A 19584-nucleotide genomic window follows, 5' to 3' on the forward strand; every position below is an offset into this window, starting at 1 on the left:
TATGATTCAATCGTACTTATTTCCTGTTTCATATGCCTTTCTTGCGTTTCCTTTTGCTGCGTTATTGTTCACACTGCCTTTCCTAATCGTGCAATATCGCAGGCATGGCTATATTCACAAGGCTAGAGCATGGCTGCTTTACCTGATGCTTTTATACTTGATGAACGCCTTCTTTCTGGTCATATTACCGCTTCCGGCATCGCGTCATAATGCTGCATTAACCGGGGGAGCGTTGCAGTTAATGCCCTTGCAGTTCGTTCAAGACATTATAAGAGAAACATCCGTCTCACCCGCTCATCCCTCCAGCTATGTTCATTTGCTGAAGGAGCGTGCCTTTCTACAAGTCGTTTTTAACGTTGTGATGACCATGCCTTTCGGTATGTTCTTACGTTATTATTTCCGTGCACGATGGGGATGGTGTCTGATTCTGTCTTTCACCCTGTCCCTCTTCTTTGAGGTGACACAGCTGACAGGATTATATGGATTTTTTGACCATGCGTATCGTGTATTCGATGTGGACGATCTAATGGCTAATACATTGGGCGGTATGTTAGGCTTTCTATTAGGCGAATGGTTTTCACGCTTCCTGCCTCGATTGGAGCATCTGGACAAGCATGTGGACATGGCAACGAAGCGAGTGTCCTATACCCGACGGGGTGTAGCCTTTTTCGTGGATTCTATCGTTTGGACCGGGCTACTCGGCATCATGGAGTCCCTGCATGTCCCTGCTGCTTTCTGGGTTTCTAGTGGGGTCTACTTTATGGTGGTCCCTTACCTGACGAATGGACGAACGCCAGGGAAATGGCTGGTGCGTATTCATCTTGTAGGGACAGGACAACGGATTTCCCTGTGGGGGCTCATCAAGCGTTACAGTGTCTTGTATTGGTTGTATTTTGGACTTAATTACGTACTGGGCGGACCCGTGCTGTGGTCTCAAGTCTCTCCATGGGTAAGTGTTCTGATCAGCCTTTTGTTGTTGGTGATGAATGGATCGTTCTTTTTCCATCTGGTCATACGTCTATTCCAGAAAGCTCCGTTATTTTATGAGGAGCTTAGCCATACTTCGCACCAAATTATATGGCCCAAGCACTATCATCATCCTCAGAATGACACCGCTGATTCGGCAGAGACGCCGGTAGCAAATACCGTGAAATGATAACCGAAAGACTGACAACGTGATAAGCACACGCGATCTACGTTGCACCTAATCAAATAAAAAACAGGCGAAGCAAAGGAATTTCCTTTGTCCGCCTGTTTTTTTATGTTGCATATAGATGTTAGTTCGTTTCCCTTATTTCCACTGTGCAATTTGATCAATAGGTAAACGTGTGGAAGGATGACCATCGTTGATTCCTTTACCCATGGAAATGAGCATAACAGGGACATAACGATCTTTGTCCAGACCAAAGGCTTCAGCAATTTGATCCTTTTCATAACCGCCAATAGCGTTAGTATCATAACCATGAGCGCGCGCTACCAGCATAAGCTGCATGGATACCAAACCACCGTCGATCAAGACCGTTTCTTTGTTCACAACGGGATCAAGCGCTGCAAAGTGAGCTGCTACTTTTTCCTGTTGCATTTCTTTAATGTCTTTTGGCATATAGCCCAGTTCTACAGCTTCTCCGAAAATTTGTTCGAAATTATCAAAGTTGTTCAAATCTCCAAACACAGCGATCACTGCCGAAGATGTCTCCACTTGACGTTGGTTGAAACGGGCCAATGGTGCCAGTGTGGCTTTACCTTCAGGGCTGTCAATAACGAGGAAACGCCAAGGTTGCAGGTTAATGGAAGATGGTGCGCGTGTAGCTTCTGTCAAAATCTCAGTCATTTCCTCACGGCTGATCTTCACGGACGGATCGTATACTTTTACCGAACGGCGTCCCAGGGCGATTTCTTTAAAATCATTCGTTTTTACAGTACTGGATGTATTCGTATTATTCATTCCAATCTCTCCTTATCCCTCTGTGGGTATAGTAATGTTAAAAAAATGTTGTCAGTCCATATCGGATATATGACTATTCATCACTTGCAGCATATCAGCTAGCTGGTGCCGCTGGGTCTCGTCGAAGCTCTGTAGCAGCTGAGCTACAAACTGTGAACGCTCCTGCTTAAAGATGACAATGCGTGCACGCCCATAATCGGTCAGGCTTACCAAGGTAACCCTGTTGTCCTCTGGCTTCGTGCGTCGTGTGACCATTTCTGTCGCTTCCAGTTGTTTCAAATGGCGCGTTACGGCTGCAGCATCAATGCCAACCTCTTTTTGCAGCAGAGTTTGACTAATCTCCTGCACTTGATACAACTTGCACAATAGCTGCAATCTGGATGCACTGACTCCTGCACAACGCTCAAACTTGGAGCTAATCTGCCTGTTCAGCAACAATAGCATGTCAAAAATATACTCAGGCTCGGATGGTGTCTGGGTGATATCAATCTCTCCTCCCTTAAGCATATCGCTGGGCTTCATGATCCGACCTTTGATCTATCAATTATTGATCTATCAAGTAATATACATCCTCTTTAAAGATAAATCAAGTCCCTGAGAAAAATAAAGTGCTCTTTGCAAATAAAAGCTGAGCGACTCGCACAAGAGCCGCTCAGCTTCAATTCAACTTTATTATGTTCCGTTGTGCTAAATAATCCCGTGAGACAGCATAGCATCAGCCACACGCACAAATCCTGCGATATTGGCTCCGACAACCAGATTGCCCGGCACACCGTATTCCTCAGCCGCCTTTACGCTGTTAGCATAGATATTTTTCATAATATCATGCAGCTTGGCATCCACTTCCTCAAAGGTCCAAGACAGACGCATGCTGTTTTGTGACATTTCGAGCGCTGACACGGCTACTCCGCCTGCATTGGCAGCCTTGGCTGGCCCAAACAGAACTCCATTGTCCAAAAACACTTCAATGGCCTGTAACGAGGATGGCATATTGGCACCTTCGCCTATAGCTTTTACGCCATTGCTTACCAGCAGCTGAGCTGCTTGCTCGTCAATTTCATTCTGTGTGGCGCATGGCAGTGCGATGTCGCATGGGATCGACCAGATCCCCGAACAGCCTTCTGTATAGATTGCGCCTGGACGCTCTTGCGTATACTCGCTAATCCGCAGACGGTTCACTTCTTTCAGCTGCTTCACCAGCTGCAGATCGATACCGTCTGGATCATAGATGTAGCCATTCGAGTCACTACATGCCACGACTGTAGCGCCAAGCTGCTGTGCTTTTTCAATCGCATAGATGGATACATTCCCCGAGCCAGACACGACGACGCGTTTTCCTTCAAAGGATGATCCCTGCGCCTGCAGCATCTCGTTTACAAAGTACACACAACCGTAACCGGTCGCTTCCGTACGTGTGAGACTGCCTCCGTAATGAATCCCTTTGCCCGTCAGGACACCGCCTTCATGTCCTCCGCGAATCCGTTTGTATTGTCCGAACATGTAACCGATCTCGCGGCCACCTACGCCAATATCCCCTGCCGGAACGTCGGCATCCGGACCAATATATTTATACAACTCCGTCATGAAGCTTTGTGTAAAACGCATCACTTCGTTATCTGATTTCCCTTTGGGATCAAAATCTGAGCCGCCTTTACCACCACCAATGGGAAGACCCGTCAATGCATTTTTGAAAATCTGCTCAAAACCCAAAAACTTGACGATTCCCAGATAGACAGACGGATGGAAGCGAAGTCCACCTTTATAAGGCCCTATCGCACTGTTAAACTGCACACGGAAGCCACGGTTGACCTGTACAACCCCCGCATCATCCACCCAAGGTACACGGAAGGTAATGACTCGCTCCGGCTCCACTAGCCGTTCCAGAAGCCCCTGCTGCATATACTTAGGATGCTTAGCCAATACCGGAATTAGTGAATCCAATATTTCCTTGACGGCCTGATGGAATTCATTCTCATGAGGATTGCGCGCGATAACCTTCTCAAAAACGGACTGCACATATTCGGCTGCTGCTTGTTGACTCTGCTCTGGACGGATCATGGTCATTACTTAATACACCCCTTTTATAATTAGCCCCTCTGTTAAATGACGGAACGACTTGATTCTGCACCTTCGAGAGTGGAACCTTATGTATTCATAAAATTTAGTTAACTATACATGATTTTTTATAATAATACAGCAAATTCGCCTATAAAAGATTTTTGTATCCTTCATTAAATAACTCTATGAACCTCTCATTGCCTGTTAGTTTCCTGAAGCTAAATCCCTTGATTTACGGGCTTTTTCCACGATTTCTAAGGCCCCAACACCTTACTCTATATGGCATTATAATGTGAACAAATTCAAACTAATACATACATCATATCTGGAAAATATGGATATAAAAAAGGAGGCTGCGCACAGGGCGTAGCCTCTTTTCCCATTCTGTTACACATAAAAGGCTTCAAGCTGACGCACAATTTCTGCTTCGTCATGCTCTACCACCTGCTGATGCTGCGATTTCGAGAACAATTGTTCAATTTGTGCCGGGAACTCCTGCTTGATATCTACCAGACGAATGGCCTCATCAAATTTGGCTGGATGCGCTGTCGCAAAGGTCACACATACTTCGTCCGCGCTATTATACGCCTCATACGCGGCAATACCGCAAGCTGTATGCGGATCCAGCAAATAATCGTACTCGGCTTTGTATTTTTTGATCAGCTCCAGACACTGCTCATTCGAAGCACCCAGCGCTTCAAAATCCTGCTGGACACGCTTCAAATCCTCTGCACCGATCACAATCCGTCCCTCGGTTTTGAGCTTATCCATGTATTCAGATACCTTGGCCGCATCCTCCCCGAGGAAGTAGTACAGGTATCTTTCGAAATTGCTTGCCACCTGAATGTCCATGGAAGGACTGTATGTGCTTTTGAAATCGCCCGGTTGGTATTCGCCAGTCTTCACGAAGCGCTCCAAAATATTATTTTCGTTCGTGGCAATGATCAGCTTATGGATGGGCAGACCCATTTTCTTCGCAAGAAAGCCGGAAAAGATATTGCCAAAGTTGCCGGATGGCACGCTGACATTGATCTTCTTCGTACCCGCAGACTCCTGTGCCCGGAAATAAGCATAGAAGTAATATACGGTTTGCGCCAAAATGCGCACAAAGTTAATTGAGTTAATCGCCCGCAAATGATGTTTGGCTTTGAAATCCAGATCGGCAAACAGGTCCTTAATGACCTTTTGACAATCATCAAAGTTCCCTTTTACGGACAGATTCAGTACATTCTCATCGTCTACCGTCGTCATTTGCAGCTCTTGTACCTTGCTCACCTTTTGGTGTGGGTGCAAAATACAGATTTTAATTCCTTCCTTGCCACGCACGCCCTGAATCGCTGCCGCCCCGGTATCGCCCGAGGTTGCACCCAAAATGTGAATGATCTCATTCTGCTTTTTGGACACATAGGAATAAAACTCACCCATAAATTGCAGCGCCACATCCTTGAACGCAAACGTAGGTCCATGGAACAGTTCCAAAATAGACAGGGAATCGTTGATCTTCTTCACTGGCGTAACTTCCGGGTGACGGAAGCTCGCATAACTGCGCTCCACCAGTTGTTCCAAATCTTCACGAGGAATCTCATCATTGATATACAGCGCAAAAACTTCCAGCAGTAGCTCTCTGTAGCTCAATGTAGCCCATTGCTCTAACGTAGCTGCCGACACGGTTGGAATCTGCTCCGGTACCATCAGACCTCCATCGTCAGCTAACCCCATGAGCACGGTATCAATAAATCCCTTGGCTTCTACTCGACCTCTAGTGCTTATATATCTCATATACATCCCCCAATAAAAATTCAATTCGAACCTTTTTTCGAATATATTATTGTCTATAATACCCCGTCGCGGTGCTGTAACCAAGCCTTTTTTTCATATTTCAAAGACTTTCTCCTACTTTACCATACCCTGATGCATCAGGCATCTGTAATCACTAGGCAATCGGAACGTCAGGAACAGTCCGTGAGTCTGAAAAAGAAGGCTGCCCAGCGCTTAGGAACCTGAAATCGAGAGTGCAGCCAGCTTGAGTGAAGGGGATGTGCAGCTTCCCGTAAAACGTAAATCGTTGCCAACTTCCTCTACCTGCTGTAGTACGTCAAAGAAGTTGCCCGATACCGTAATCTGATTGACCGCTCTGACCACCTGCCCCTGCTCAATCCAGTATCCCAAACAAGCTAGCGAAAAGTTACCAGACGCTGTATTTGTACCTGCATGCAGTCCTTGCAGCTCAACGATCATCAACCCGCGATCCGTTTTGCGGATCATGTCCTCCAACGTAGAGGTGCCTGGTTCCAAATACAGATTATGATACGACACACCGATTTTACCGTTATAGCTGCCCTTGGAAGCATTAGAGGTACTCTGCACCCCAGCCTTGCGGGCCGTCTTGCGATTATGGAAATACGTTCGTAGTTCCCCGTCCTTGATGATCTCATTACGATGCGTTGCGCTACCTTCCGCATCAAACGTGCTGCCTGCCGGAACGTTTTCCATCAGCGGATCATCAATCAGCGTAATACGCTCACTTGCCACCTTTTGCCCTAGTTTCCCAGCTAATCGCGAAAAGCCTTTATCCACCGATTCCGCTGAAAATACCGACGTATACGCAGCCAGCAATTGCGCTGCTGCATCATGACGGAAAATGACCGGATAGTTATCCGATTGGATCGTGTGCGCACCCAGCTTGGAAACAGCCTCTTTTACGGCTTTATGCGCCACATCCGCAATATCGATCTCCTCCACGCTCCGCAGCGAATAATCATGCCAGCCCCCGGTAACCGTCTCGCCATGGTCTGCTGCAATCACATACACATATGCGGTCGCCAGACTTTTACGACGATGGCAGTGCAGTCCTTTGGTATTCACAATCAGGACTTCATTCTCACGAATGCTGACCGAGCAATGCCGAGCCATCACAATCCGTGGGTCTGCGGCAAGCGCTGTACGCTCCATTTCCAGCGCCGCTTCGATCAGAATCTCAGGAACTGTGTCAGCAAGCGTTGAGGCATAGGCAGGCTGCTCAGGATAGCTCTCTGAGCCTGCAAACAGCTCATCCTGCTCCTCGCTCTCCAATATGTCCGCGTTACTACGTGCTTCCTCCAATAAAAAGTCGATCACATCCAGTTCAAGCTTTTCCGTAGAGGCGTAGCCCATTTTGCCGTTAATGACACCACGGAAGGAAAGTCCACCGTTTTCAACGATGGTATATTGGTCAATCTCTCCCTTTAGCACCTTTACCGAGGTAGAACGTCCATTTACATAGTAGATTTCCATATCCGCGTAGCCCATTTCCCGGCCTTTGGCGAACAATGCTTCCTGAAACTGCTGAATATTCATCGCCTATTCCCCCTTCCGTCCGCCGACGGTCATCTCGGACACGCGAATTGTCGGCTGTCCGCAGTTGACCGGAAGACTTCCACTAACCGAGCCGCACATCCCCTGACCATGATCCAGATTGTTGCCGACCATATCAATATTTTGCAGGGTTTCAATCCCTTTGCCGATCAACGTTGCGCCTTTGACCGGCTCTGCAATTTTGCCGTTGCGAATCATGTACGCCTCTTCAACTGCAAAATTAAACTCGCTCGTCGAGGTGTTCACCGAACCACCGCCCAGCGATTTGGCATAGATGCCGTACTCTGTATTGGCAATGATCTCTTCACGAGTAGACTCGCCATTCGCAATGAACGTATTGTTCATGCGGGATGCAGGTGCGAATTTATAGGACTGTCTTCGTCCCGATCCTGTCGCAGGTACACCCATCTGGCGCGAACCCATGCGGTCGATCAGATATCCTTTTAAAATGCCGTTCTCGATCAATACGTTGCGCTGTGTCGGCGCTCCTTCGTCATCGATATTGAGCGAGCCCCATGCATTCGGAATCGTTCCATCATCTATAGCCGTGACGAGCGGTGAAGCCACCTGCTGCCCGATTTTATTGGCAAACACGGAGGTTCCATGCGCCACCGCCGTAGATTCCAGCCCATGCCCACACGCCTCGTGGAAAAGAACGCCGCCAAAGCCATTCTCAATTACAACAGGCAGTCTGCCACTAGGCGCATATCCCGCTTTCACCATCGTGGACGCAATGCGAGCAGCGTGTCTGGCATTTCCTTCAATATTCAGATTCTCTAGGAATTCAGTCCCTGCATACGCTCCCGGCCCACGGAACCCGGATTGTCTATGCTCCCCATCAGTCGCAATGGCGCTTATTCTCATGCGTGTATACGTGCGGGTATCCTCCACCAGCAGCCCGTTGCTATTGGCAATCAAGACGTTCTGGATCGAGTTGCTAATCCCAACAGAGGTTTGCGTGATGGAAGGATCATATTGACTTGCCGCCTCATGCGCCCGTCTCATCATGTCAATCTTGGCGCGTTTCTGCGAACCGTCAGGAATGATCGCAATCGGATGTTGGTTAGGGATCGCATGGGGATGGAGTGTAATGGTGTGTGTACCTGGCACTCCACCTCCGCGAATAGCCTTGGCAGCCGATTTGGCCAGTCTGATCAGGCTCTGTTCGCTCATATCACTGGTGTAGGCATACACCGAGAAATGCTCCTTCATAATCCGAATGCCAATCCCAAAATCCCGGCCTGACAGCGCTGTATCCACGACGCCCCCGGTCATGCCCAGTTGTCCATTGGTACGGTCCTCGACGAACACCTCTGCAAAATCCCCGCCCGTCTCCAGCGCGGCTTGCAGCATATCCTCAATCTGTGTTGGATGTATCATCACGTTCCTCCTCGTTTTTGCCATATTTCATATTGTACGTTTAAGCGATCAAGATCATATGCGGGTTCATGTTTATTTCCCATAACTTTACTATACATGATGTTGGGAATGGGTGTAACTATCTGGGTGGCGAGTGTTGGGAGGAGGGGTGAGATTTATGCACAGGGATAGAGGGATTGAAATGAGAAAACCCGATTAGACCGTGAAGGGTCATGTCGGGTTATTTGGGCGTTTTGATTACTGGGCGGAATGAGCAAGTACGTGCATGTAAGGCCGCTACGTGCACGGATCATTCTTCCGATCGCTGTTGCCCCCAGATTTTTTTGATTATATTTTAACGGTAAAAATCCGGGGTCAAAGGCGAACGCTCTGCTTCTTCAGAACGATTCCGTCCCCTCCGCTGCTATGCTTGGGTTTGTTTAATTTTGTTTCAATTTCTAACTGATTAGTTAAAATGCTTTTCTCTAAACGGATATAGTACAAAACATGGTTTAGTTCAATCTCCGTTGAGTGTAAATAATAGGTCGCTTCCTTAACTGAATCCATGCTCAACGCTCCTGCTTTGGCAGCGATAATGTTAAACGCATCTCCAAGTAATTTAATACAAGTTTGAATCCTCTCTGTGTATTGCTCTTCAAGTTCTACTAACTTTTCATACTCCGCTACCATGTCACTCTGAGAAGTCAAAATATTCCCCACCTTTTGGTACGTATATGTGTACCAGTTTTACAAAAATTATATGTTACGTTTATGCGTATCGTCAAGAAAAATTTGTAAAATAAGGTGGGAACTCTAATGGCAAAGAAAGTAGTTGTGAAAATAAACGAATTAACGAGAAAACACAATATCTCTTTAAGAGAACTCTCACGTTTATCTGATGTACGACACGCCGCTCTCAGCGAACTTCAATCAGGTAAACGTGAAAGCATAAATTTTAATCATATCGAAAGAATAGCCGAAGCCATGAATATTGAAGATATTCGCGAGATTATTGATTTGGTTGAGATGGAAGAAAAGGAATAGTAATCATTAGCTTTTGATCCTTACCCCAAAATACTTAGGTATGCCGAGCAGTCTCTTAAACGTTTGTATTTGAATAGATGGCGGTAAAGCTCTTTTCCAGCAAACGTTTGAATTTGTCATTATCCTCTACACTACGTCCACGTCCAGTTTCAATGGTAATGATTAGGAGGAGATTTTTCTTTTTTCTGATTGGCTTGCTGTTATTGGTTTTTGGATTAGAAGTATCTTGATTTGTTATGTACTCTGTTGTAGCATCGAATTTCTTATTAATTATTTTTCGTGCAGAATGTAATACATGAAGGTTTCACTTGTTTGTTTGGCACCTGCTAAAGTGTAGGCCAGCGAATATTCGTCATTTTCCTCTGTTACATCATCAAGTTGATATTGCCAAATGTAGTATTGCCTTTTTTTTGATCATACATTATCCTCCGATATCTTTAGTGCAAGAAAAAGAACAAATATTCTTATATATAATACAGAATATGCAATGGGTTTAAAAAAAGTGGGATTTGAAAAATTTAAAAAAAGAACTCAGTGGAGCAAAATGGCATTCAATTCAACCAGGAAGGATAGGTCGGAGTAAAGACCGGAGGAGAGGTGTTTAGACCTCTTTTCCTTCCGCCAATCTTTCCTGGGCAAGGGCGTAGGGGCCAAATTCATCTAAAGAGGTTACTCGTCCACTATTGGGGCGGATGGTTGTATAGTGATTCTATTCTTACTTGATTCAAATTCGGAATCATTGTACTGTTTCAATGTCTTGGTGTTCTGATAGGTAATTTCCGCTTTCTCTAGCATCACTCGAACAAACTCCATTGTAATGCTTTTGACAATCCCCATGTCTATAGCCGCTTGAGCTAACTTGGATAAGGAACAGTGGGTAAAAGGTAAATTTGGAGGATGTGAGGGAGGCAAGTTCTATAATCAAGCTTCGCTCTACCTCCATGAATATAGCTGGCCGGCCTCTACCATAAGCTAACCCATTTCTATTGAAGGGTGGATGACTTTGCAGACATGATTCTTCTGCAAAAAAGCAAAGGGCTACCCGGCAAAGAGTGACATTTACAATGTAAACAAGTTTATTCGCTTATTGTCTTGTCTTTCATAATATTGTATCCTACTAGCTTCTTTTCAATCACGTTAACCTGCAGTAATGTTTCTATTCCTTGCATGATTTCTTGTTTAGAAAAACGATCAGCCTTGTCATCTGACCAAGACAAATATTTATAAACGATATCCTCTTCTGACAATGTACTCTCTTCGTCTATCAAAAAAAGAATGGTAGTAAGACATTCCAATTCATGATCGGTTTTTATAGAGTTAATAAAAGTACATGCTCTTATAATAATCGGCATTAAAACAGCATACCTTGAAGCCACATTTTCACTAACAATTTTATTATAAAGAATTGACTTAGCTTCTTCAGTATCCCTTACACTGTGATACATTTGAAAAGCTTTAATATTTCGACTAATAATAGTTATCGAATTGTCATACGGACCATATAAGTGTTTTTGAAATTTGAAATATTTATTATTTGAAAAAATATCAACCATAAAGGCAGCCTTTTGTAAACGAAGTTTATTAAATTGTTGGAGATGATTCTTTATCTCCATTAAAACCAACGCCGAGGCACTTAATTTTGGCTCAGTAGTGGGACGAGAAACGTAATTTTGGGATGGTTCATAAATGTAAACTTCTGTGTAAGGAGCAACTATCTCTAGTTTTCTTTCGATTAAAGGTTTGACATCTCCCCAGACAAGACCACCATTACCACTCCCTAAGGGTGGAATTGAGATACTTTTAATATTTAGTTGTTTGATAAGATCAACTAAAGCGTCCAAGCCCATTTCTATATAAGATATTTTAGATTTAGCACGCCACTTGTCCTTTGTTGGGAAATTAATTATGATTTTTCCCTGTTCAACAGTATAATGTAGCTTTCCAATCTTAAGATTACCACTTTGGCATGCTTTTATATAATCTTTATTATTATCTGGAAATTGCAGCTTGAATTGATAGGCGATTCCCTTTCCCATGTAGCCTTCGCAATTCACAGTGTTAACCAGTGCTTCTGTGTGTGATTTTAATAAATCACCGGATGTATAGGTTATCACTCGACCTCCTCCTTTCTTATAGAACTAATAATAAGAAGATAAATCAAAACCATTTTTGAATATTTACATATGGCGGATTTTCATTTATGCCATAGCGTCTTAACATTTCCTCGACTACTTGTTTTGTTTGTTCACTTTTCACATTGATAGAATGAAAAAATTTGGCAGGCACTCTTAATTCAGTTAAACATTCAGCCATCTTTACGTGTTTTGCATAGTCATCAGTCAGGCCTTTCTGGGCTAACACGGACCAGTCTATCTGCGAAAAGCCTTCGTCATACTTGAGCAAGGTACACTCATTAATTGACAGTGGGTGCTTTGGAAGTATTTTAAAATTATTATGCCTCGCATTATTACGTGTAATACAAATGTATATGAACTCATCATCCAGATAAGTATGTTTCACTGCAACATCAAAAGATGAGTAAGGATGAAAATGGAAGGGAGTATAAATATCTAAACCAAGTTGTGTTCGTTTATTTATTATATCAGGATTAGCAACGTCATCAAAGATAACTCCACTTTCCAGCAATGTTTTTCGAGGAACAAGTCCATTTTCGACAATAGATTTCAAATTATCTAATTTGGTCAAGTGATACAAAAGTTTTCCATTTTTTGCTGATTCAATACCCATATGCCTTCCTCCTAAAACACTAGAATTATTGAATAACAAACAAAGATGATCTAAGACTATACGCTCATTTAAATAAAAATATAGTTTATAGAAACTAGTTCAATCTCATTATCCAAGAAGCTTTCCCCCTCACTTTTTTTACATATTCATCCCAAAAAAAGGGATTTAATCATATATTAGATTTACTGAAGAACAAATAACAAAAGCCATTTGCATTGATAACATGCAAAGCATTTCCGATCCTGCGAGGATGGAACGGTGCTGTCCGTTGCTGAAATTCTGTTGATTCATGGAGGATTACGCTATATATAAAAAATGCTCATTTCTTCTTGCTTTCTATTTAGAGTAATAGTAAATACATCAAAGTTTGTTCTGGTATAACACTATAAATAGTCCTGGAAAGTAATCAAACCAACAGAAAATAATATTATGACTTAATAAGTTCTAGCCATTCGCTTTCACCTCATTGAAATATCTCAATTTATATCAAAGGACTATATACCCACGACTAACGAAACATCCTCACCCATTATTCTACTAAATCCTGCAAAAATCTTCTTTATTCCTTACACTATAGCATACTCATGGAGATATATGGAATAAAAAAAGCCCTTTAATAATACAAAGGGCCTAATTTGTTCAGAATCCAAATTTAGGAATTTATGATACTATTTATACTTTATAACATAATCAGCTTCACAAATCTTAGCAGCTTATTATAAAAATAAATTATGACAATTCTCTCCTAACATTAGCGTAGGGCATGTTTTTCAATTTCTTTATAGCCTCTTTTACTAAAGTAGTTTGCTCAGCTTCTAGTTTTTCTAATTTGCTTATTTCTTTGAGAAAAAAAGCTAAGTGGGTTAAATATCCAACATGCTTTCGAGAGAGTGTGTCCTTTACGATATAGATAAGATCTATCAACATACTTTTAGGGATTGCAGAAATATTCCTTTTTGCAATATTTGCAAATCCACGAATTGCTTCACTAGAAACTTCCACATTTGTATCGCATACGGAAAAAAATAGATGATTGAGTATCTTGTTGTCTTCTTCGTCTATCCCCCAAGTTTTGCCCATAAAATGCCCAGTTAAAAAGCAATACTCTTTCCGAATCACAGAGTCAAAAGACTGCATTCCTTTTATAAGTTGCTGTCGTACCGCTTCCTTCATCCCATCTAATTCTGCAAAGACTTCTAGTGCGTAAAAAGCCTGTCTGTTCCAAAAAGAATATTTTTGGACTTTTTCAATTACATCATCTATACCTATTTTTTTCCTTAATAATAAATTGCTTAAAAAAAGAAGGAAGGCTCCTGTCATATCTTCTTTTGAAAAAACAGGAACGAATTTGAATGTTTTACCTACGTTAACATATGCAATTTTTTCTTCTGCAAGCTCTATTAATCTGTTTATCTGTTCTTCTGTCATTTCATTTACAACTTCTGCTAAACAGAATAATAAGGAGACGTCAGTTGATGAATAATGTTTGCTAAACTGAGCTACTCCACTTGTGATAGTTTCTATAATTAAATTCTCATCCACTCTCTCTTTAAGCAAAGGAAAGAGCAAAAGTCTCCCTTCAATAGAACCTTTCCCCTCTTCAAAAATGTGATAGATTGCTTTGCTTATTTGAAGGTCCTCTAAAATATCCTCTTTGATCCAAGTGTGAATTAGACTACAGCAGTAACTATCATTTGTAGAAAGGACAATTTTGAGAAACTCGTTAGGTATCAATTTACTCCCTCTAAATTCATTCCAAATCACATTTTGTAATGGCCTAATAAGCCTAAAACTTATGGGCATCTCCGCAATCCACTGTATTAATGTTTCTAAAATTTTTTGATCCTTACGATAAAACAAACACGTAACCATAACTTGAATTATATTCTCTCTGATCGAAAAAAAACGACCAAGTCCCGTAATAGAATCTTTTAATTGATATAAACACCCTTGAATTTCTGAAATTTCTTTATCGAATAAGAAAGGGGAAATTCTTTCCCATAAATTTAGTAAAGTTTCGATCCATGTTTCCAAAATAGATAAGTCTTTACTATTTTGTTGCGACTTACAATGGTCTATTAAATGTTTAGCAGACATTATTGATTGATTAAAAATGTTTCTGTAAACTTGCTCTTGTAATTCAGATATTTTTTTGTAGTGAAATAAAGCAGATACCTTCTTATTAAAACCAAAGATAAGAGATAACGAAGCCGCTTTTTCATAATCATTATTTTCTACGAAGATATCTGTTATAACATCAAACGTTTTCCCCATTAAACTTTGGTCAGGAAGGCCATTGCATTGATGAAACCAAATGGCTTCGTATACTTTATAAATCGCCTCTGATTTAAATGAATGGAAACTACCACTTTCTGAAACAAGTTCTTCTTTCCAATCTTTATAAACTGTCCACCACTTCTCTTTAATCTCCCTTACTTTTTCCCATTGTTTGAACGTTGGATGATTCAATTCTTTTAATTTATTCCTTAGATTATTTGCAACTCGAATAGTAGATTCCTCATCTTGCCTTGATAGCTTCATATTTTCGGAGTGGTTATTGGAATGTAAATGTATTTTTGACGCTAAAGCAGTATAGGTACTCCAATCGTCTTTTTTCTGCATACCACTTTCGATTGCTCTATTATAATAATTCAATGCTATAGCATGATCGCCATTAAAATAATGTATAGAAGCTAATCTATTTAGCCAAAGAGGATTATGCCAATCAATAACTATTTGATGTAGTAAAGTTTTGATCATGTTAAAATTAAAAGACAGTTTTTCCGCACAAATCTGCCAGTACAGTAATTCATTTTTATAACTCACTGAAATATCTTGATAATCTTTCAAACTATTTCGAACATGTTCTTTCACTTCATCATAGTTCCCGTAGGCAAACAGTTTTTCAGCTTTGTCTGCCAAAAGTTTGTACAAAACGTCTTTATCATAAAACTCCTGTGTATTTTTCAAGAGACTAATTATAAGATCACTCAAGGAAGTTCCATTTATTTTATTAAACATTATAGAAGGTTCATATAATGTTAATAGAATTTCAAGTTGCTTGCTTGCCTCTAAATCAGGAAATATATTAGCGAAAAACGGAACGAGCCTACTAAACAAAATATCAGAAGAGTAATTTTTAAATTTGGACAGAATTTTTAACAATTCTTCTGTTTTTTTATCTTCCCAAGTCCCCGGTAATATTAAATTATCAATACTTTCAATTATTATATCAATAACTTCAGCAGCTTCATTGTTTGTATTCTGAAAATTTGATTGCTTAAAAAAATTTATATATTCCCTTAAGCCAGTTACATAAGCATTACCACGGTCTAAAAAACCTGCGGTTGAAATAGGAAGAAGTATTATGTTTCTTTTTTCCCAGTATCTGTAGGTATAAACATCTATATCTTTATCGAAAATAAATGCATATGCCTTTTTCTGGTAATTTATAGTCAAAATGTCTCTAACCCATCCAACTATAGATTTAAAATTTAGATCTGTTAAACTGAATCCAACAAAAACAACAATGTTTTCAGCAAATATCGACCTTATTTTCAAGTGTAGTAATGGATGATTATTCTCAAATGTCCGATATTGTTCCTCTGTGAAAATTATGCTGCTGGGGCTCTCCATACTTCCATGCAATTTATACACTTTGACAGGCGAAGGCTTAGTAGACAGGTCCAAATCATCGATTATTACATCATGAAAAATATGAAGTTCATCTAATGTCTGCTCAATAAGGCAATCTTGATTAGTTGTAATAAACCCACGCCATTTTGCTGAATCACTAATCTCCATAACCTCTCTATGTATGGCTGAAGGAACATAGTCTTTATAAGGTACCGCCTCTAAAAGTTCATGGTAGAACCGCTCTCGACCAAACTCTTCCTCAAACAATTGGGCAATAAACAGATGGTCTCCAGCCACCCTACTTGAAATTTGGTCTGATGTCTCATTTGGCCACAGCTTTAATGCTAATTGATTCATAAATCCAGGCCAAGTTTTGAAGCTAGTTTCAGTATTTACTGTCTTAGGTTCTGCGTTCTGCGAAAATCCAGCACCAATGAACAAGTAAGCATTTTGCATTTCTAATGCTTCTTTTATAATTTTCAAATGCTCCTCGTATTTCTCAATATTACCGCTCACTCTTCTACTTCCTTTCAAAATATAGTTTTTTTGATTCTATAACTATTATTTTAGGGAAAATTATACATCAAATTATCGAATGCTTCTATTCCAAAAAGCGAAAGGCCTATTTTCGCTCTTCTAAATACGCATCCTTCCCCACTTCTCCAATATACCTCACAATATATCTATACCAACGACTTCACAAACCTTATGTATGAAAATAAAAAATGTTCCCGCACTCAATCCTTAAGCAAATTTTTGATTGCAGGAACATATTCAAGTTGCTCTTAATCCCTCGTACATCAATGTTTATGATCTCGATATATTACTACCACGCACTTAACATGCCTTGAGTGTACAAAAATGATGACCCTAAGGCTTGGTCGCCCCTTGGCGGAAAATCTATCATATTTAGATCAGAGTCTTTATGTCTTTCTTTTTTTATTTTCTACTGAAAGTGTCCCTCCTGATCCATCTGCCCCAAGGCAGTCTTGGTTTTTCTGACTTTCTGACAATCCTGTCAAACATAAAACCAGTAAAATAATTTATTGCTCAACTACCCCAAAATCATCCACATAAACATATGCTGTACCAGGATTCTTGTAAGCATACACTGTTGCCCTGGTAGCGCCTGCTCCGGTTGTAAAAGGAATGTTTACCATTGTCCAGGATGTACTGTCAGATGTTGCGGATGCATCCATTCCTTCAAAGCCATTAACGCCAATCTGAATCCGCTCTCCTATGTCTGCCTTAACCCAGGCGGTACACATATAGCTGGTATTAGGACTTAGCCCCGTAAGTACCTGCTCGATACCATCTTCTCCGGGTCCCAATCTAACACTCTTAGAGCCGCTTCTTGGTACCGATACACTTGCAGCAGTATCTGAATATGTTGCTGCCCATGGTGAGATTATCCCTTTCTCGAAATCAGATTGCCTTACGTTATTATCATAAAGTAAGCTGACACTCTCAAAAACCGGGTCCGGAGATGAAGAAAAGTCATGCCCGGCAGTCCAGTCAGTTCCACCGAACTCATATGCTCCAATATCCGGTGCCGCACCAACATAATCATTCGTGATTCCAGATATTACAACCCCTGCATTAATAGCTGGAGAAGTAGACTGCAACCTGAAATCATATGCTGTGGGATTCACAAATAACGGATTGGTTTCTGAGGTAATATTATTTCCCTCTATATGAGTACCAGGCAGTGTAAAGGCTGTAGTAAAGATATTGTTGAAAATTCTGTCGCCGTACATATCTGACTGAAAATTACTTCCCCAATATCCTACATTTCCGTTACTGTAGGTGGTATTGTTATAAATCAGGTTAAAATTACTGGGTGTGTTCAATCTTATCCCTGTATAGTTTCCCCATACAACATTATGATGCACAATATAGCCCTTGCTACCGTTATCCAGATAGATACCAGTGCCGGAATAATTCTTTGCCAGATTATCATGGATGTAATTATGATGAATTACCGTCCCTTGCCCATCCCAGGCAAATTCATAGAGTATTCCGCAGTCTTTTGTCAGCTTTCCTGCATTGTACAGATTATTATATTGTATCTGGCTGTTTTGGGTAGGCATAAATATCAGATGACGCCCAGCGTTATATACCGTATTATGACTGATTAGATGGTTTGCCCCCAATAGATAGATTGCCGGAATATCCGCTGCCGAATAATTTGCTTCATGAATAAGATTATTAATTACCTTATTTCCTGTTCCCTCTATACTCACCAGATTACCGGAACTGTAGGTCAAAGTACTGTCTCTAAGCTCATTATTGGTACCGGACATAAATATCCCTGTACTGTATTGTCTCGTAACATCCGAATCATGACTGACATATTCCGCAATCATATTAGAAACTTTACAGTAATTAGAATTCGACATTTTAATGCTGGAGGCAAAGATATTAATTCCGGTAATATTTATGTAAGATCGGGAACTTAAATCAAATGCATAAGTCCGCTTCTTTGCTCCTACTGTCAAAGTATTCGGATCAACTCCACCAGGTGCCCATAAATAAAGTCTGCCAGTAGTGCTGTCATAATACCATTCTCCCGCACTATCAAGATCTTTAAGGTTACCAGTAATATAATAGCTGTTACCGCCTGTCGCTGCAGTATCTATTTGATCAAAGGTAATGGAGCCGTCACTTGAGCTGGTAATGGTACTTTTATAAGATTTGTAGCCTGTTCCCGGAACACTCCAAACCGTTTTGCCAACCCAGTATCCAGGTGCCTGAGTTAAGTTTCCATCCTTGATGGTTGTAGTGGAACCGGAATCAACTGTTGCATATGTTGAATTTAAGGGATCAAGTGTTGGTGAATTGGGCCATCTGGCTTCAAATTGCATTTGCTTATTAACAAATATCTGATTTTTTGTTCCAAGGGAACCCTTCATTTCCGCATAATAGATGGATCCGGAGTAATTTTTCCAGCCAGTAACCGGATCGGCACCGGATACCGTTACGTTCTCTCCTGTATAAGCCTCAAAGTTTATGGGTTTTGCAGAACTTCCGGAAGTATGAAGTGTTACTGTTTCCCGGTATGTACCACCTCGTATGATGCAGGTATCTCCGGCTTTCATGGTATCTGCTGCCTTTTGTATGGTTTTCCATGGATTTGATAGTGTACCGGTTCCAGTGATGTCATTCCCCGTTGTAGAAACATAATATACGGAATTTGCCTTTACAGTTTCCACACCCAGATTAAAAGTAAATACATAAATCATCATAATTACAACTAAAAATCTAAAGCCTGTTCTCTTATTCATAGCTTACCTCCTGGAATGAATTCTATTTTTAGATACGGCTTCTACGCTTGGGCCTAAGTTCACTGCTAGGTATGTTCTAATATAGAAATTTGTGTATATATAAGCCCTTAATTATTTAATCGACTTATACCGACTTAAAGTTTATGATTCTTTCGG

General features: G+C 41.2%; 13 protein-coding genes. 2 read left to right on the forward strand and 11 right to left on the reverse strand.

What is annotated here, in order from left to right:
* The first annotated feature begins 1 nt into the window (after position 1).
* Positions 2–1156, forward strand: coding sequence for a VanZ family protein (locus NSS94_RS17515; RefSeq protein WP_341039764.1), 1155 nt, complete (start codon positions 2–4; stop codon positions 1154–1156).
* A 135-nt stretch (positions 1157–1291) separates the two neighbouring features.
* Here NSS94_RS17515 and NSS94_RS17520 read toward each other — a convergent pair whose 3' ends face one another.
* The 7 genes from NSS94_RS17520 to NSS94_RS17550 form a co-directional block, all read right to left on the reverse strand.
* Complete coding sequence (locus tag NSS94_RS17520) at positions 1292–1945, reverse strand: nitroreductase family protein (protein ID WP_069010473.1); 654 nt, start codon at positions 1943–1945, stop codon at positions 1292–1294.
* A gap of 51 nt (positions 1946–1996) precedes the next feature.
* Positions 1997–2389, reverse strand: coding sequence for a MarR family winged helix-turn-helix transcriptional regulator (locus NSS94_RS17525; RefSeq protein WP_341040419.1), 393 nt, complete (start codon positions 2387–2389; stop codon positions 1997–1999).
* 243 nt (positions 2390–2632) lie between these two features.
* On the reverse strand, positions 2633–4009 hold the full coding sequence (gdhA, locus tag NSS94_RS17530) for an NADP-specific glutamate dehydrogenase (RefSeq protein ID WP_165149692.1): 1377 nt from the start codon (positions 4007–4009) through the stop codon (positions 2633–2635).
* Positions 4010–4390: 381 nt separating this feature from the next.
* Positions 4391–5782: a threonine synthase gene (thrC, locus tag NSS94_RS17535; protein WP_208332658.1), complete on the reverse strand. Its 1392-nt coding sequence runs from the start codon at positions 5780–5782 to the stop codon at positions 4391–4393.
* Positions 5783–5995: 213 nt separating this feature from the next.
* Positions 5996–7339, reverse strand: coding sequence for a TldD/PmbA family protein (locus NSS94_RS17540; protein WP_341039765.1), 1344 nt, complete (start codon positions 7337–7339; stop codon positions 5996–5998).
* Between the two features lie 3 nt (positions 7340–7342).
* Positions 7343–8737 carry a TldD/PmbA family protein gene (locus NSS94_RS17545; RefSeq protein WP_341039766.1) on the reverse strand — a complete coding sequence of 465 codons (1395 nt, stop codon included), beginning with the start codon at positions 8735–8737 and terminating at the stop codon, positions 7343–7345.
* A gap of 354 nt (positions 8738–9091) precedes the next feature.
* Positions 9092–9424, reverse strand: coding sequence for a hypothetical protein (locus tag NSS94_RS17550; RefSeq protein WP_341039767.1), 333 nt, complete (start codon positions 9422–9424; stop codon positions 9092–9094).
* Positions 9425–9532: 108 nt separating this feature from the next.
* Here NSS94_RS17550 and NSS94_RS17555 point away from each other — a divergent pair, with 108 nt between their 5' ends.
* Positions 9533–9760 (forward strand): helix-turn-helix domain-containing protein, encoded by a 228-nt coding sequence (locus NSS94_RS17555; RefSeq protein ID WP_341039768.1) that lies wholly within the window; start codon positions 9533–9535, stop codon positions 9758–9760.
* A gap of 1076 nt (positions 9761–10836) precedes the next feature.
* Here the strand turns inward: NSS94_RS17555 and darG are convergent.
* The 4 genes from darG to NSS94_RS17575 all read right to left on the reverse strand — a co-directional run bounded on the left by darG (position 10837) and on the right by NSS94_RS17575 (position 19428).
* Positions 10837–11874, reverse strand: a complete 1038-nt coding sequence (gene darG, locus NSS94_RS17560; RefSeq protein WP_341039769.1) for a type II toxin-antitoxin system antitoxin DNA ADP-ribosyl glycohydrolase DarG — start codon at positions 11872–11874, stop codon at positions 10837–10839.
* A gap of 43 nt (positions 11875–11917) precedes the next feature.
* Entirely contained in the window at positions 11918–12508 is a 591-nt protein-coding gene (locus tag NSS94_RS17565) for a DarT ssDNA thymidine ADP-ribosyltransferase family protein (protein ID WP_341039770.1), read from the reverse strand.
* Between the two features lie 729 nt (positions 12509–13237).
* Entirely contained in the window at positions 13238–16660 is a 3423-nt protein-coding gene (locus NSS94_RS17570) for an SIR2 family protein (RefSeq protein WP_341039771.1), read from the reverse strand.
* A gap of 527 nt (positions 16661–17187) precedes the next feature.
* The gene (locus NSS94_RS17575; protein WP_341039772.1) at positions 17188–19428 is read right to left on the reverse strand and encodes a right-handed parallel beta-helix repeat-containing protein; all 2241 of its coding nucleotides are present in this window, start codon (positions 19426–19428) and stop codon (positions 17188–17190) included.
* Between the last annotated feature and the right edge of the window lie 156 nt (positions 19429–19584).

Origin of the sequence: Paenibacillus sp. FSL L8-0644, from assembly GCF_038008165.1 — a bacterium.
Taxonomy (GTDB): domain Bacteria; phylum Bacillota; class Bacilli; order Paenibacillales; family Paenibacillaceae; genus Paenibacillus; species Paenibacillus polymyxa_D.

What these genes read in the sequence shown, in the direction of transcription:
- NSS94_RS17515 (WP_341039764.1), top strand. Translation starts at nt 2, where the DNA reads ATGATTCAATCGTACTTATTTCCTGTTTCATATGCCTTTCTTGCGTTT.
- NSS94_RS17520 (WP_069010473.1), bottom strand. Translation starts at nt 1,945, where the DNA reads ATGAATAATACGAATACATCCAGTACTGTAAAAACGAATGATTTTAAA.
- NSS94_RS17525 (WP_341040419.1), bottom strand. Translation starts at nt 2,389, where the DNA reads ATGCTATTGTTGCTGAACAGGCAGATTAGCTCCAAGTTTGAGCGTTGT.
- gdhA (WP_165149692.1), bottom strand. Translation starts at nt 4,009, where the DNA reads ATGACCATGATCCGTCCAGAGCAGAGTCAACAAGCAGCAGCCGAATAT.
- thrC (WP_208332658.1), bottom strand. Translation starts at nt 5,782, where the DNA reads ATGAGATATATAAGCACTAGAGGTCGAGTAGAAGCCAAGGGATTTATT.
- NSS94_RS17540 (WP_341039765.1), bottom strand. Translation starts at nt 7,339, where the DNA reads ATGAATATTCAGCAGTTTCAGGAAGCATTGTTCGCCAAAGGCCGGGAA.
- NSS94_RS17545 (WP_341039766.1), bottom strand. Translation starts at nt 8,737, where the DNA reads ATGATACATCCAACACAGATTGAGGATATGCTGCAAGCCGCGCTGGAG.
- NSS94_RS17555 (WP_341039768.1), top strand. Translation starts at nt 9,533, where the DNA reads ATGGCAAAGAAAGTAGTTGTGAAAATAAACGAATTAACGAGAAAACAC.
- NSS94_RS17565 (WP_341039770.1), bottom strand. Translation starts at nt 12,508, where the DNA reads ATGGGTATTGAATCAGCAAAAAATGGAAAACTTTTGTATCACTTGACC.
- NSS94_RS17575 (WP_341039772.1), bottom strand. Translation starts at nt 19,428, where the DNA reads ATGAATAAGAGAACAGGCTTTAGATTTTTAGTTGTAATTATGATGATT.